Below are 14,520 nucleotides of genomic sequence, written 5' to 3'. Positions count from 1 at the left end.
TGGAAGTCGCGCACCCGGATTTCAGCGGAAATCACGGACCGGACGTCCACTGAAATCCGATCCACCCGACCGCACCACAACTCGTGCACTCGGCTGGAACCATCGGTCATGACCAGACCCAGCCGACGACCGGGATGAGATGAGCGCAGCGCAGCCAGCACACGGCCACCACTCACAACCCGAACCCATACCTACCGCCGACCGCATCCACACCGCCAAGGGCATCGCCGGCACCGCGCTGCTGCCGTGGCGCGCGGCCCGGTTCCTGCTCAAACCCCGGGTCGGGCCCTTCCGCCAAGACCGGACCCTGGATCAGCTCGCGTTCTGGCGCTCGGCGATCGGCCTGGCCGTCATCATCCTCGCCGCTCACCCCTGGCGAACAGCCGGAGCCGTGCTCGAAAGCACCACCGAGAAGACGCTGGTCACCGCCGGGTACGCGATGCTCGCCGTGCCGCTGCCCTTCCTCGCGCTGCTCATCGCCACCCGCCACGGACACCGCACGGAACTGCTCCGCGGTGTGCCCCGCCTCCTGGGACGCGCGGCGCTGGCACTCATCGGCCCCCTCGGTTTCTTCGGCATGCTCTTCGCCTTCGACGGCTACGACGGACGCACCCCGACAGGCCCGGACTTCCTGTCCATCGCCGGCATCGTGCTGACCATGACCTGGCTCATCATCCTGTCCGCATGCGCCGTCTACTGGGCCGCACGCACCGGATTCTGGCTCAGCGAAGTCCACCCGCTGCTCGCGCCGATCGGCACCACGCTCGTCATGCTCGTGGTCACGAGCAAAGAGCTGGTCGAGTTCAACACCGAAGGCACACCCGTGGCGGTCTGGCTCACCCTCAACCTCGGCGGAGCCGCCACCGCACTGGCCCTCTCCACCTACGAATACCGCCATCTCCGCTCGATCGGTCACCGCTTCCGGACCGGACCACAACCGGTGGCCACACCAGATGGACCCACCATCCCGGTGAGCAAGCGATCAGCCGCCCGCACCGGCCACCACGGCAGCTGAACTACCGGCCCACACGTCGCAACCGGGAACCCACCGCTGAGGCCACGGCACCCCAACAGGCGTTGACCAACAAGACCATCACCACACCGATCCCGCCGGGCGTGACCAGCGGACCCCTGAGCTCACCGTGCAGGATCGGCGAGAGCACCGCGCTCAACACCACCGCCAGCACCCCGTACACCAGTCCCGCGCAGGTCAACGTCACCACCGGCCGCTCGCTGCGCCACCACACGACCACCACGAGCCACACGACCGAGAGCACCCCGGTCACCACCACCGGACCCACCGGCCTGCCGAGCACGTCCATGCCACCGGTGATGTTCAGGACCGGCCGCACCAAGGCGAACACCCCGAGCAGCACGATCAGCGGCCACGACAGACCAGCGCTCCGAGCCCTCATACCGCCACGCTAGAAACCCGGCGACCACCGCGACTCCGGGAAACACCCGAACCCGCCCCTGACAATCCACGACAACCCACCCCGAACCCTCTGCACGACTCACACACCAGCCCCCTCCCACCCAGGAGAAGCCGATGCCCGCACCGTCCCCCGACGTCTTCGTCCCGCACGACTTCCCCGAAACCCGCATCGACCTGGGCGAGATCCAGCTCAACTACGCCCAAGCCGGAACACCCGACAAACCCGCCCTGCTGCTGATCCCCGAACAGACCGGCTCCTGGTGGACCTACGAGCCCGCCATGCACCTGCTCGCCGAGCACTTCCACGTCCACGCCGTCGACCTGCGCGGCCAAGGACGCAGCACCTGGACCCCGAAGCGCTACAGCCTCGACACCTTCGGCAACGACCTCGTCCGCTTCATCGCCCTGGCCATCCAGCGACCCGTCATCGTCGCCGGATGCTCCTCCGGAGGCGTGCTCGCCGCCTGGCTGGCCGCCTACGCCATGCCCGGGCAGATCCGCGCAGCGCTCTGCGAGGACGCGCCCCTGTTCTCCTCCGAACTCGCACCCGCCCACGGCCACGGAATCCGCCAAGGCGCAGGCCCCGTCTTCGAGCTCTACCGCGACCACCTCGGCGACCAGTGGCGCGTGGGGGACTGGACCGGACTCACCGCCGCCGCCCGCACCTCACCGCACCAGATCCTGCGCATGTTCGACATGCCCGACCAGCCGCCGCAGAACATCAAGGAATACGACCCGGAGTGGAGCCGCGCCTTCGCCGAAGGAACCGTCGGCTTGAACTGCCCGCACGACATCATGCTCGCCCAGGTCAAAGCACCCGTACTGCTCACCCACCACGCGCACACCACCGACCCCGACACAGGGGAGGAGATCGGTGCGCTCTCAGACCGGCAAGCCCGGCAGGCGATGGCGATCATGCGTGAGGCCGGCGTCGACGTGCAGTACCAGTCGTTCCCCGACGCCGCCCACGCCATGCACCACACCGAGCCCGCCCGCTACGCCGCAGTCCTGACCAGCTGGGCAGCCGCGCTCCCACCCACCACCTGAACCCTCGCCACAGAAACTGAAACATGTTCTACTGAGGTGCATGGCGATCAAGCATGACCCGAACGACGAATGCGACGTGCTCGTCATCGGATCCGGCGGCGGCGCCCTCACCGGCGCCTACACCGCCGCCCGAGAAGGCCTCTCGGTCATCGTGGCCGAAGCATCCACCCACTTCGGAGGCACCACCGCCTACTCCGGCGGCGGCATGTGGTTCCCCTGCAACGCTGCACTCCAACGCGCAGGCCACCACGACACCCTCGACGACGCCCGCACCTACTTCCACGCCGTCGTCGGCGACCGCACACCCACCGAACTCCAAGACGCCTTCATCAACACCGGCGCACCGCTCATCGACTACCTCGAAGCCGACCCCGACTTCAAGTTCATGCCCTTCCCGTGGCCCGACTACTTCGGCTCCGCACCCCACGCCAGCGCCACCGGCCGCCACATCATGGCCAAACCCGTCAAAGCCGACAAGCTCGGAGCCCTCCGCGACACCCTCCGCCCACCACTGGGCACCGAACGCGCCGACGAACCCTTACCCGACGGCCTCTTCGGCGGACAAGCACTACTGGGACGCCTGCTCATCGCCCTGTCCAAACAGCCCCACGCCGACCTGCGCCGCAACGCCGTCTGCGACGAACTCGTCCGCACCGACCGCACCGTCACCGGGGCAGTGGTCACCCAGGACGGCCAACGCCGCCACATCCACGCCCGCCACGGCGTCCTCATCGCCGCAGGCGGATTCGAGCACAACGAGCAGATGCGCCACACCCACGGCGTTCCCGGCAACACGCGCGACGCCATGGGACCACCCAGCAACCAAGGCCTGGCCACGCTCGCCGGCATCGCCGCCGGAGCCGACACCGACCTCATGTCCGAAGCCTGGTGGTCACCCGGCATCACCCACCCCGACGGCAGCTCCACCTTCTCCCTCTGGTTCACCGCGGGCATCTTCGTCGACGACCACGGCGAACGCTTCGTCAACGAATCCGCCGCCTACGACCGCATCGGCCGACGCATCCTCACCCGCCTCGCCGACGAGGCCATGACCCTGCCGTACTGGATGATCTACGACGACAGGGCAGGGGAGAGGCCGCCAGTCCAGTCCACCAGCGTCCCGCTCGGCGACACCCAGGACTACGTCGACGCCGGCCTGTGGCACACCGCCAACACCCTCGACGAACTCGCCACCAAGATCGGCGTCCCCGCCGAGAACCTCCACCGCACCGTTGAACGGTTCAACACCTTCGCCGAAACCGGAACCGACGAGGACTTCGCACGCGGCGACGAACCCTTCGACCGCGCCTTCACCGGCGGAGCCTCACCACTGGTCCCCATCACCAAGGGCCCGTTCCACGCCGCCGCCTTCGGAATCTCCGACCTCGGCACCAAGGGCGGTCTGCGCACCGACGCACGAGCCCGCGTCCTCGACACCGAAGGCCGCATCATCCCGGGCCTGTACGCAGCGGGGAACTCGATGGCCGCAGTATCCGGAACCACTTACCCCGGTGGCGGAAACCCCATCGGAGCCTGCATGGTCTTCAGCCACCTCGCAGCCCTCGACATGGCCCAACGCAGGGGAGAGGAGTGAGACTTCTGGCCACGGAAGGTATTCGGTCGCGCGTCCTAGCCGTATACCGTTCACCGTTTTGCGGCGTCCGTACATCGAATGCTTCTTACCTCGACCCTGTTGATCACCGGCGGTAGCTAGATTGTCGATCGCGTCATCCTTTGAGATCGCTCCGCGGCGCTCGGCGCGCGGACAGAAGGGACCGATCGATGCCGGAGATCATCACCGACGAGCACACCCATAAGGCCAGGGTCAGCTGGTGGGACAGTCGCGCGGAGACCTTGTGCGGCAAGACCTTCAAGCTGGGCCACTACAAGACGCCGTGGTTCTACGGCGGCACAGACTGCGGTGACTGCAAGAAGGCGAAGGCCGCAGGCAAGAAGCTCTGACCGTCATCACTTCGGTTGGTGCGCCGATCAACCCCCGGCCGGCGCACCAACCACCCGGGGAAGCGGCCCTCTCGGGCTCCCGAACAATTCACTTAACATAATGTGCATTATCGGCTTTGCGGGATGATGCAGGGTCAAGGCGAGAGGGGCTGCTTGACGCTGCTTTTCGGGCTGCGTCGAGCGCTGCGTGCGGTTCATCGTGGTGCTACAGGCGCACGCGGTGGCGAGGCGCAGCGGCGGCGGTCGGTGTGGGCCGGCCCGGGCGGTTCGGTGGATGTTGCGCGCAGAGTTGCCGAGGGCTCGTATCGGCGCGTAAGCGGATTGCACCTCGGGCCGGCTGGGCGCTTGGTGGTTGCCGCTCGGACGGCCTGGAGGGCTCGATGGCAAGTCCCCTTGTTCGCCTGGCGGACCCTTGCCGACCATTATTTACGTCACTGTGACGTAAGGGGGTTGGTCTGGATGGACCCTGAAACGATGGGCTGTGCAGTGCATTTGATCGTTGTCGATTACCAGGGACGAGCTGCCGAGTCAGAGTCGCCGGCGAGGCTTCGAGCTGGTTCGACTCAGCCGGCGCAGCGGCAGGCCGCCTCGAAGTCCCGTGGTGTGCGACTGGCGGCTCGAAGGATGGCCATCCTTGGGGTCACGATCCCCCGAGGATGGCCCCGCCGTACTTTGCGGCCATCACTCCGATTGATGGATAACGTAGATTATCCACGAAATATCATGATCAACTGATGAATGTTGTTGCGGTTAAACAGCTTACATCTGGCGCGTGGCGAATCGCCCTGGTCCGCAGAGTCTCCTGGTGTTGACCAGCTGCTCCGAACCCGCTCTCCCTGCGCCCAGGTCCCGCTCCCCTCACCGCCATCTCTCCGTCCGCCCCTACCCCGGCCTCGAACGGCCACGTCGAACACGCGCTCGACTTCGCTTGGGGTGTTCAGGGTCGCCATCGTGGCGCGTAGCCGGGGCGGTCCGCGTAGGGCAGGCCCAGCAGGGCCCGCGTGAGGCATCCGCGTTCGTCCTCCGGCGGGTAGCTCGTGCCGAGGGTGTCGCAGGGGCCTCCTCCGGTCCCGCAGCGGTCGTGCTGGGCGAGCAGGCGGGATTTGAGCTCGCACTCGCGGAAGCCGCGCAGCGGGCCGATGAGGCAGCGGTGGGTGGCGTTGCCGGCCTCTTCATCGCTTCGAGCCTGGCTGTGCAGTTCGAGGTCGATGTCGATCTGGCGGCGCAGGAATCGGACGAAGCGGTCCATCGTGTGAGCTCTCCCCTGGTGCCCCGGGCCGGGTCGGGCCTGGTGGTGATCTCGGTCCATAGCGGGGACGCGCGGGAAGCCGGGTGATGACGTGTTGCGGCGCGATTGTCGGTTGGTGACTTCTTTGCCAACTCGTGGCGGCTTGTCGCCAGGAATTCCCGTGAATGTGATCGGCTGCGTAGCGTGCCAACCCCGAGGGCACGCGCCCTGTTTCGTGATCGCTGACCGGATTTCGGGAGTGAAGAGAGATGGCACTACGACAGGTACGAGTGGCTCGACGTGCGGTGCTGGCCGGCGGGCTCGCGGTGTCCGCAGTGGGTTTCGCGGGACTGCCCGCGGGCGCGGCGGTGCGGAACTCGGCGGCTCCGTCGATCTCCTCGACGTCGGACTGGAACGCGCGGGACGCCTCCGGCTCGATCGAGGTGCTGGACTCCAAGCCGACCAAGATCATCGTGCACCACACGGCGACGCCCAACAGCGACGACACGTCGCAGTCGCACGCCTTCGAGTTATCGAGGCAGATCCAGGACTTCCACATGGACAGCAACGGCTGGTCCGACACCGGCCAGAACTTCACCAACTCGCGCGGCGGGCACCTGATGGAGGGCCGGCACAAGAGCCTCGCCGCGCTGGAGGGCGGCACCCAGCACGTCAAGGGCGCCCACGCCGGTGAGCAGAACTCGGTGGCGCTGGGCATCGAGAACGAGGGCACCTACACCGAGGCGTCGGTGCCGGGCTCGCTGTGGGACTCGCTGGTGTCGTTGTGCTCGTACATGGTGTCGCAGTACGGGATCGAGCCGGGCGCGATCTACGGGCACCGGGACTACATGGCCACGGCGTGCCCGGGTGATGTGCTCTACGCGCGGCTGCCGGAGCTGCGGGAGTCGGTCGGTGCGGCGCTGGGCCTGGCGGTGGTGCAGCCGGTGAGCTGGCCGTTGCTGCGTCCGGGCGCGCAGGGTCCGAACGTCACCGCGTTGCAGATGCTGCTGGGTGCCCGGGGCGTGTCGGTGCCGGTGGACGGTGTGTTCGGTGAGGCGACGCAGCAGGCGGCGTCGCGGGTGGCGGTGGAGCGCGGTGCGAGCGGTCCGTCGTGCTTCGCGTCGCGGGTGGCCGAGCCGGGGTTGTTCGGTGGCCTGGCGTGGGAGGGCGTGACGCCGGTGCTGGGTGCGGGTGCCGGTGGTGAGGCGGTGCGCGCGGCGCAGGTGTTGTTGACCTCGCGGGGGCATTACGTGCCCGTTGATGGTGTGTTCGGTGAGCGGATGGTCTCGGCGGTGCGTGATTTCCAGGTGGCCGGTGGTCTGGCGGCGTCGGGTGTGGTGGATCTGGTGAGCTGGCAGCGGTTGGTGGCGTGAGGTCTTCTCCCCCGGGGCCCGGGGTGGATCACGTGTGTGGTCCACCCCGGGCTCGTTTCATGCGCGGGTGATGCGGAGGGTGCGGATTTCGAAGGGGCGGAGTTTGAGGGGTGTGTCGGGTGGTTGGGGTGCGTGGGTGGGGCGTTCGAGCAGGTCGGTTCGGGTGATGGTGGTTGCGGGGAAGCTGGTGGTGAGGTGGGTGCGGGCTTGGGCGCCGCGGGCTTCGTAGAGGCGGACGATGACGTCGCCGCTGCGGTCGTCGGCGAGTTTGAGGGCTTCGACGATGACGCCTGGGTTGTCGAGGGTGATCAGGGGTGTGACGGGGTGGGTGCCGAGGTGGGTTCGGGTGGGGAGGTTGATGCGGTAGCCCTGGCGTGCGGATTCGGTGATGTCGGTGCCGATGCAGAGGGCGTATTTGAGGGTGTGGTGGCCGTGGTCGGTGTCGGGGTCGGGGAATCGGGGTGCGCGCAGGAGGGAGAGGCGGACGGTTGTGGTGGTGGCGCCGTCGTCTCGGGTGTGTCGGGTGACGTCGTGTCCGTAGGTGGAGTCGTTGACGAGGGTGTGTCCGTAGCCGGGTTCGGCGACGTGGATGTAGCGGTGGGCGCAGATTTCGAAGCGGGCGGCGTCCCAGGAGGTGTTGGTGTGGGTGGGGCGCATGACGTGGCCGAATTGGGTTTCGGATGCTGAGCGGTCGGCGTGGACGTCGAGGGGGAAGGTGACTTTGAGGAGTTTTTCGGATTCGTGCCAGTCGACGTCGGTGGTGATGTCGATGCGCTTCTCCCCTGCCGGGATGGCGAGGGTTTGGGTGATGGTGGAGTTTGCGTGGGTGCGGTGGATGACGACGGTGTTGTCGTGGATGTCGAGGGTGTCGAGTTGGGTGAGGTCGTGGGTGTTGTGGCGGTAGAAGCCGTCGATGTCCCAGGCGTCCCAGTGGTTGGGGTGGTCGGGGTGGATTTGGAGGAGGTTGGCGGGGGCGGCTAGGGCTTCGCGGTCGGCGGTGTGGTCGTGGACGGTGGTGATGAGGCCGTGGTGGTCGATGGTGGCGCGGATGAGGCCGTTGTCGAGGGTGATGGTGCCGTCGGGTTGGCGTTGTGGGGTGGCGGGTGTGGGGGTGGGTGCGTTGGTGGCGCCGAGGGCGGGGATGTCGTCGTGGGTGTGGGGTGCGGCGTTGAAGGTGATGGGGGTGTCGCCGGGGCCGGTGAGGGTGTGTTGGGCGTGGTTGATGAGGGTGTTGAGTTGGTCGGCGATGTCGTTGTAGGTGTTCTCGGCTTCGCGGTGGACCCAGGCGATGGAGGATCCGGGGAGGATGTCGTGGAATTGGTTGAGGAGGACTTGTTTCCAGAGGGTGTCGAGTTGGTCGTAGGGGTAGTCGGTGCCGGTGTTGAGGGTGGCGGTGGTGCACCAGAGTTCGGCTTCGCGCAGGAGGTGTTCGCTGCGTCGGTTGCCTTGTTTGGTGCGGGCTTGGGAGGTGTAGGTGCCGCGGTGGAGTTCGAGGTAGAGCTCGCCGGAGTAGACGGCGGGTTGGGTGTGGTCTGCTTCGGCGGTGGTGAAGAACTGGGTGGGTGTGTGCAGGTGGACTTGGGGTGAGCCTTCGAGGTTGTGGGTGCGGTGGGCGCGTTCGAGCATGTCGCGGGTGGGTCCTCCCCCGCCGTCGCCGTGGCCGAAGGGCAGGAGTGAGTGGTTGGCGTAGCCGTGTTCGGAGAAGTTGTTCTGGGCGCGGGCGAGTTCGGCGCCGGTGATTTCGGCGTTGTAGGTGTCGGCGGGTGGGAAGTGGGTGAAGATGCGGGTTCCGTCGATGCCTTCCCAGTGGAAGGTGTGGTGGGGGAAGCGGTTGGTCTGGTTCCAGGAGAGTTTTTGGGTGAGGAACCAGGTGTTGCCTGCTTGGTGGATGAGTTGTGGGAGTGCGGCGCTGTAGCCGAAGGAGTCGGGTAGCCAGACTTCGCGGGTTTCGATGCCGAATTCGTCGAGGAAGAAGCGTTTGCCGTGGATGAGTTGGCGGGCGAGGGCTTCGCCGCCGGGCATGTTGGTGTCGGATTCGACCCACATGCCGCCGACGGGGACGAATCCGCCTTGGTGGATGTGGTGGCGGACGCGGTCGTAGAGCTTGGGGTGGTGGGTTTTGATCCAGGCGAGTTGTTGGGCCTGGGACATGGCGAAGTGGAAGTCGTGGTGGTCGAGCAGTGTGGTGACGTTGGCGATGGTGCGGGCGACTTTGCGGATGGTTTCGCGGATGGGCCACAGCCAGGCGGAGTCGATGTGGGCGTGGCCGACGGCGGAGATCTGGTGGGCGCTGTGGTGTGCGGGTGCGGTGAGGGCGTCGGTGAGTTGGTTGCGGGCGGCGGTGGCGGTGCCGGGGATGTCGTGGAGGTCGAGGGTGTCGAGCATGCGTTCGAGGGCGCGGAGGATGTGGTGGCGGCGGGGTGAGTTCTCGGGTAGCTGGCGCATGAGCTGGTCGAGGACTTCGGCGTCGTGGTAGAGGGCGGCTGTTTCGGTGTGGCGGAGGGCGATGTCGGCTTGGTGGAGTTGGTAGAGGGGTGGGCCGTCGGCGGTGGGTTTGTCGCCGAGGTGGGTGGGTTGGAAGCCGCGGGGGCCGAGGATGTCGGGGTTGGCGGCGGCTTCGACGTAGATGGTGTGGGTGCCGGGGGTGGATGGGAGTGGGAGGTAGGTGTTGAGGGGGTTGATGGCTTTGAGGGGTGTGCCGTCGGGGGTGTAGCAGAGGCCTTCGCATTGGAAGCCGGGGCGTTCGTCGGTGGAGCCGAGGTTGATGAGTGCTTCGACGGTGTGGCCGGCCCAGGTTTCGGGGATGGTGGCGGTGAGGCGGAACCAGGCGGTGCCCCAGGCGGGTCCCCAGGGTTGGCCGATGTGGGTGGGTTGGTAGGTGGCGGTGAGGGCTTGGTCGACGGGGACGGGTTCGCCGGGGGTGTGCCAGACGGCGATGTCCATGGGTTGGGTGTGGGTGTGTTGGGCGGGTTTGATGCGTTGGTGCAGGACGCGGTCGAGGCGTTGTTCGACGATGTGGCGGTCGTCGTGCATGGGGCGGCTCCCTGGCTCGGCGCGTGGGTGTGGTGGTGATCATGCTGGCACAGGGTGGCGTGGGGTCAGAGGTGAATTTTCTTCGGTGTTGGTGCGGTTGCCGGTGTTGGGGGGAGGCCGCATGCTCGCGATGTTGGCTTGTCATCGCGTTGTGGAGGGCGGTCTCATGGGGACCTGCGAGGTGTGCGGGAACGAGTACTGGATGAGTTTCGAGGTGCGCACCGTGGGCGGTGGGGTGCACACGTTCGATTCTTTCGAGTGCGCGGCGCAGCGTTTGGCGCCGCAGTGCGAGCACTGCGGGTGCCGGATTCTGGGTCATGGTGTGGAGGCCAGTGGGCGGTTCTTCTGCTGTGCGCATTGTGCGCGGCAGTCGGATGTGGAGGTGGCCGCTGAGTTGCGGGATGCGGTGGGTGCCCACCCGGGCTGATCGCTACGGGGCGTGTGGTGTGGGGTCGCCCGTTCGGGTGTGACTGGCCGCTCCTTGTTGTGACCATTCTGTTATGTCACGGTTGAAACACGCGGACGACCTGCGACGACATTCCGGTTGACGGGGGACGAACTCGGCCGGATCAGTGGGTGCCCGCGCATCCGGGTGTTGACAACGAGCGGGAACACCGTCAACTCCACACACAAACCCTTCGCTGAATATGGAGGACGCCCTATGGCAAGTATGGTTCGCTGGCTGGGCGGGTTTTCGCGGGAGCTCGAACGCGCCCGCGCGACGATGCGCCACCCCCGCTCGCAGGCCTACGTGCGGTTTCCGCGCGGATGAGGACCTGGTAGCGCACAACCGAAAATGACTTCACGGCTGCCGTGTTCCCGGTTTCCCGGGGGCGCGGCAGCCGTCGTTTCGGGGTGCGGGTGCGAGGATGGGCGCGATGGGGTCAGGGGGCGTGGGTGTGTCGCGGGATGAGGTGAGCGGTCGCCTGCGGGCGGCGGGCTGCGTGTTCGCCGAGGACGAGGCGGAGCTGCTGCTGGGCGAGGCCGGTGGTGACCCGGTGCGGCTGGAGCGGATGCTCGCCGCTCGGGTGTCGGGGTTGCCGTTGGAGCAGGTGCTGGGGTGGGCGTGGTTCCGGGGTGTGCGGATCGCTGTGGCGCCAGGGGTGTTCGTGCCGCGGCGTCGCACCGAACATCTCGTCGAGCTCGCCGTGGACGGACTCGGTTCTGGTGCTGTGGTGGTGGATGTGTGCTGCGGTTCGGGTGCGGTGGCCGCCGCGGTGCGCGCCGAGCGCCCGGACGCGGTGGTGTGGGCGTGCGACGTCGACGAGCGCGCGACGGCTTGCGCGCAGCTGAACCTGCCTGGCGGGCACGTGGTCACGGGGGATCTGTTCGCCCCTCTCCCCCGCGAGTTGGCGGGGCGGGTGCGGGTGATCACCGCCAATGCCCCTTACGTTCCCAGCGACGCGGTGGCGCTGATGCCTCCGGAGGCCCGCGACCACGAACCTCGCACCGCCCTGGACGGTGGGGCCGATGGCCTGTTGGTGCAGGCGCGGGTGATCGCCCAGGCGCCGGGCTGGTTGGGCCCGGGCGGTGTGCTGCTGGTGGAGACCTCCCGGGAGCAGGCCGATCGCACCGCGGGTTTGATGAGCGCTGCCGGTTTGGAGGCGAGGGTGTCGCGCTGCGACGAGCTCGACGCCACGGTGGTCTCCGGTCGCCGGGGTTAGCGGTATGTGGTCTCCCGGCTCCCCCGTTCGTGGCGGATGGGCTGCTCCCCCAGCGGTCCTGCCGCGTTGAGGCGAGCCATCGGGTGGCCTTCTGCGCGCAGGGCCGCTGGGGTGTTGCTCAGCTCAGGGCGTTGCGGTGTTTTGCTGCGAGGTTGAGGTATTGCTCGACGGAGAGCTTGAGGGCGGCTTGTTCGTCGTCGGTGAGTTCGCGGCGGACCTTGCCGGGGGTGCCGGCGACCAGGGAGCCGGGTGGGATGTCGGTGCCTTCGAGGACGACGGCTCCGGCGGCGACCAGGGAGCCTGCGCCGATGCGGGCGCCGTTGAGCACGACCGCGCCCATGCCGATGAGGCTGCCGGTTTCCACGGTGCAGCCGTGCAGGACGGCGCGGTGGCCGACGGTGACCTCGGGGTGGATGTCGGCGGGGAATCCGGGGTCGGCGTGGATGACGCTGCCGTCCTGGATGTTGGTGGCCTCGCCGATGGTGATGGTCTCCTGGTCGCCGCGCAGCACCGAGCCGTACCAGATGCTGGCGCGGGGGCCGATGGTGACGCGGCCGATGAGGCTGGTGCCGGGGGCGATGAAGGCGGCGGGGTCGATCTCGGGGGTGATGTCGTCGACGGTCACGGTCAGGGGGTCGTTCAACGGGTTTCCTTTCGGCCGGTGCGCTGCTGGGCCAGCCAGGCCAGCGCGACGTCGGTGTGTCCGTCCACTGTGTCCTCGATGCCGTCGAGGAAGCTGCGGTCGCCGTGGGTGGCCAGTTCGTCGAGGACGGCCTGGGGGTCTCCGGTGTCGATGATCTCCAGCAGGTGGGTGTGGCGGGCGACGTCGCCGTCGAGGGTTTCGTGCTCCTCGCGGGCGCGGCGGTTGAGCGCCATGGACAGCATCAGCTGGAGTTGCAGGGAGCGGTAGGCCTCTTCGAGTCGGGCGTGCCCGGACAGGCCGACCACCGAGACGTGGAACTCGAAGGAGCGCTCGAGGTAGGCGGGGCGGTCTCCGGTGCGGGCGGCGTCGGTCATGGCCTGCAGGGCCTGCTGGCAGCGGGCGCGGCGGGCGGGGTCGGTGACCGGGACGCCCAGGCGGATGGCCAGGCGTTCGAATTCGGCGCGCAGGGTGCAGATCTCGTAGATGTCGTGCAGCGTCAGCGGGGTGACGATCACGCCCTTGCGGGGCACCTGGCGGACGAGGCCTTCGCGTTCCAGGACGCGCAGGGCTTCGCGCAGGGGTGGGCGGGAGATGCCGAGCTGACCGGTGAGCCGGTTCTCCACGATGCGCTGCCCGCACAGCAGGTCGCCTCCGACGATCATGCGGCGCAGGGTGGCGGCGGCGAGTTCGACGAGGCTGGGCGGCCCGACGATGTGCGGGGCGCTGGTGGTGTTGTCCGCGGATCCGGTCACGAGTCTCCTTCGGTGCTCGGCGTGATCCTATTGCCTCGGGTGGAGCAACCTGGTCCGCCGAGCTTGTCAGCCACGATCTGCCTGCTGTAGACAAAAGTCAGGTGATGCCGATCACGGTAGCCGCCGTGTCGCCCGGCGTGGTGGGAGGCGTGGAGTGAGTACCCGATCAGAGTCAGCTCCGCTGGCTGGTGTGCGCGTGGTGGAGATCGGTGCGTTCATGGCAGCGCCCTACGCGGCGATGCAGCTGGCCGATCTCGGTGCCGACGTGGTGAAGGTGGAGAACCCGGCGGGCGGTGACCCGGTGCGCCAGACCGGGCCGTTCCTGCAGGAGCACTCCTCCCCTTTCGTCCGGCTCAACCGCAACAAGCGTTCGCTGGCGGTGGATTTGAAGACCGACCAGGGCAAGAGCGTGCTCGACAGGCTCCTGGCCACCGCCGATGTGCTCATCGAGAACCTGCGTCCCGGCGCGCTGGAGGCGCTGGGGTTCGGGCCCGAGGTGGTGCGGCAACGCTTCCCGCGGCTGGTCTACGTCGCGGTGTCCGGGTGGGGCCAGGACGGGCCGTTGGCCCCACAGCCCGGTCTGGACATCATGGCCCAGGCTCGCGCCGGGCTGATGAGCATCACCGGCGAGGAAGGTGGTGCCCCGGTGAAGGTCGGGGTGCCGGTGTGCGACCTGGTGTGCGGGCTGTACGCGGCGATGAGCGCGATGGCCGGTTTGCGGGCCCGCGAGCGCACCGGACGCGGCCAGGTCGCCGACGTGTCGTTGTTCGAAGCCGGTGCGTCGCTGGCGGTGTGGGAGGCCGGGACGTTCTTCGCCACCGGTGACAGCGGGCGCAAGCACGGTTCGGCGCATCAGAACAGCGCCCCCTACCAGGCGGTGCGCAGCAAGGACGGGTGGGTGACGGTCGGGGCCACGACGCCGAAGACCTGGCCTGCGTTCTGCCGCGCGCTGGGGCTGGCCGAGCTGCTCGACGACGAGCGCTACGGCTCCTCCTACGACCGCTACCACCACCGCGACGAGCTGATCGCCGCGATCGAGCGGGAAACGACCCGGTGGAGCACCGACGCGATCGTGGAGGCGCTGGTGGACGCCGGGGTTCCGTGCGCCCCGATCGCCGAGACCGCGCAGGTGTTCACCGACGAGCACCTGCGCGGGCGCGGGTTCTTCTGGGACGCGCCGCATCCGCAGCTGGGTGCGGTGCGCCAGATCGGCTCGCCCATGCGGCTGTCCGACACCCCACCGCAGCGCCGCTCGGCGGGGCCGGTTCTGGGTGAGCACACCGGTGAGGTCCTCGCCGAGCTGGGCGTGGGCGCCGACGAGATCGCCGGCTTGGTGCGGGCGGGAGTCATCTCCGAGCCCTGACCCCTTGTCGCGACGCGAGC

The 14,520-nt window shown here is 68.1% G+C and carries 13 protein-coding genes; 8 read left to right on the top strand and 5 right to left on the bottom strand.

The genetic code is table 11. The features are described from left to right. Nucleotides 1-139: 139 nt before the first annotated feature. Entirely contained in the window at nucleotides 140-1,015 is an 876-nt protein-coding gene (locus KBO27_RS09110) for a hypothetical protein (protein ID WP_210969525.1), read from the top strand. 1 nt (nucleotide 1,016) lies between these two features. Here the strand turns inward: KBO27_RS09110 and KBO27_RS09105 are convergent, their stop codons facing one another. Continuing rightward, nucleotides 1,017-1,415 (bottom strand): hypothetical protein, encoded by a 399-nt coding sequence (locus tag KBO27_RS09105; protein ID WP_210969524.1) that lies wholly within the window; start codon nucleotides 1,413-1,415, stop codon nucleotides 1,017-1,019. Nucleotides 1,416-1,549: 134 nt separating this feature from the next. Between KBO27_RS09105 and KBO27_RS09100 the strand changes: the two genes are divergently transcribed. From KBO27_RS09100 to KBO27_RS09090, 3 genes are all read left to right on the top strand, one after another. Further along, nucleotides 1,550-2,482 carry an alpha/beta fold hydrolase gene (locus tag KBO27_RS09100; protein WP_210969523.1) on the top strand — a complete coding sequence of 311 codons (933 nt, stop codon included), beginning with the start codon at nucleotides 1,550-1,552 and terminating at the stop codon, nucleotides 2,480-2,482. A gap of 40 nt (nucleotides 2,483-2,522) precedes the next feature. Then, nucleotides 2,523-4,076 (top strand): FAD-binding protein, encoded by a 1,554-nt coding sequence (locus KBO27_RS09095; RefSeq protein ID WP_210969522.1) that lies wholly within the window; start codon nucleotides 2,523-2,525, stop codon nucleotides 4,074-4,076. 188 nt (nucleotides 4,077-4,264) lie between these two features. Further along, nucleotides 4,265-4,444, top strand: coding sequence for a hypothetical protein (locus KBO27_RS09090; RefSeq protein WP_210969521.1), 180 nt, complete (start codon nucleotides 4,265-4,267; stop codon nucleotides 4,442-4,444). A 937-nt stretch (nucleotides 4,445-5,381) separates the two neighbouring features. On the opposite strand, the gene KBO27_RS09085 is transcribed toward KBO27_RS09090, so the two are convergent. Next, a complete protein-coding gene (locus KBO27_RS09085) occupies nucleotides 5,382-5,693 on the bottom strand; it encodes a DUF6221 family protein (protein ID WP_210969520.1) in 312 nt (103 codons plus the stop codon). Between the two features lie 269 nt (nucleotides 5,694-5,962). On the opposite strand from KBO27_RS09085, the gene KBO27_RS09080 reads away from it, so the two are divergent. After that, nucleotides 5,963-7,045, top strand: coding sequence for a peptidoglycan recognition protein family protein (locus tag KBO27_RS09080; protein ID WP_307870306.1), 1,083 nt, complete (start codon nucleotides 5,963-5,965; stop codon nucleotides 7,043-7,045). Nucleotides 7,046-7,102: 57 nt separating this feature from the next. On the opposite strand, the gene KBO27_RS09075 is transcribed toward KBO27_RS09080, so the two are convergent. Continuing rightward, nucleotides 7,103-10,078, bottom strand: coding sequence for an alpha-mannosidase (locus KBO27_RS09075; protein ID WP_210969518.1), 2,976 nt, complete (start codon nucleotides 10,076-10,078; stop codon nucleotides 7,103-7,105). 166 nt (nucleotides 10,079-10,244) lie between these two features. Here KBO27_RS09075 and KBO27_RS09070 point away from each other — a divergent pair, with 166 nt between their 5' ends. Further along, nucleotides 10,245-10,505: a metallothionein gene (locus KBO27_RS09070; protein WP_210969811.1), complete on the top strand. Its 261-nt coding sequence runs from the start codon at nucleotides 10,245-10,247 to the stop codon at nucleotides 10,503-10,505. 451 nt (nucleotides 10,506-10,956) lie between these two features. After that, nucleotides 10,957-11,742, top strand: coding sequence for a putative protein N(5)-glutamine methyltransferase (locus KBO27_RS09065; RefSeq protein ID WP_210969517.1), 786 nt, complete (start codon nucleotides 10,957-10,959; stop codon nucleotides 11,740-11,742). Between the two features lie 118 nt (nucleotides 11,743-11,860). Here the strand turns inward: KBO27_RS09065 and KBO27_RS09060 are convergent, their stop codons facing one another. Next, nucleotides 11,861-12,385, bottom strand: a complete 525-nt coding sequence (locus KBO27_RS09060; protein ID WP_207922359.1) for a gamma carbonic anhydrase family protein — start codon at nucleotides 12,383-12,385, stop codon at nucleotides 11,861-11,863. Continuing rightward, nucleotides 12,382-13,137, bottom strand: coding sequence for a GntR family transcriptional regulator (locus KBO27_RS09055; protein ID WP_210969516.1), 756 nt, complete (start codon nucleotides 13,135-13,137; stop codon nucleotides 12,382-12,384). The genes KBO27_RS09060 and KBO27_RS09055 overlap by 4 nt, the downstream gene beginning before the upstream one ends. A gap of 154 nt (nucleotides 13,138-13,291) precedes the next feature. Between KBO27_RS09055 and KBO27_RS09050 the strand changes: the two genes are divergently transcribed. Next, nucleotides 13,292-14,500 carry a CaiB/BaiF CoA transferase family protein gene (locus KBO27_RS09050; protein WP_307870305.1) on the top strand — a complete coding sequence of 403 codons (1,209 nt, stop codon included), beginning with the start codon at nucleotides 13,292-13,294 and terminating at the stop codon, nucleotides 14,498-14,500. The last annotated feature ends 20 nt before the right edge of the window (nucleotides 14,501-14,520 follow it).

The sequence above is a fragment of the Saccharopolyspora endophytica genome (assembly GCF_018070075.1).
In the GTDB taxonomy this organism is placed as follows: Bacteria; Actinomycetota; Actinomycetes; order Mycobacteriales; family Pseudonocardiaceae; genus Saccharopolyspora; species Saccharopolyspora endophytica.
This window is presented reverse-complemented; position numbering and strand designations above follow the sequence as displayed.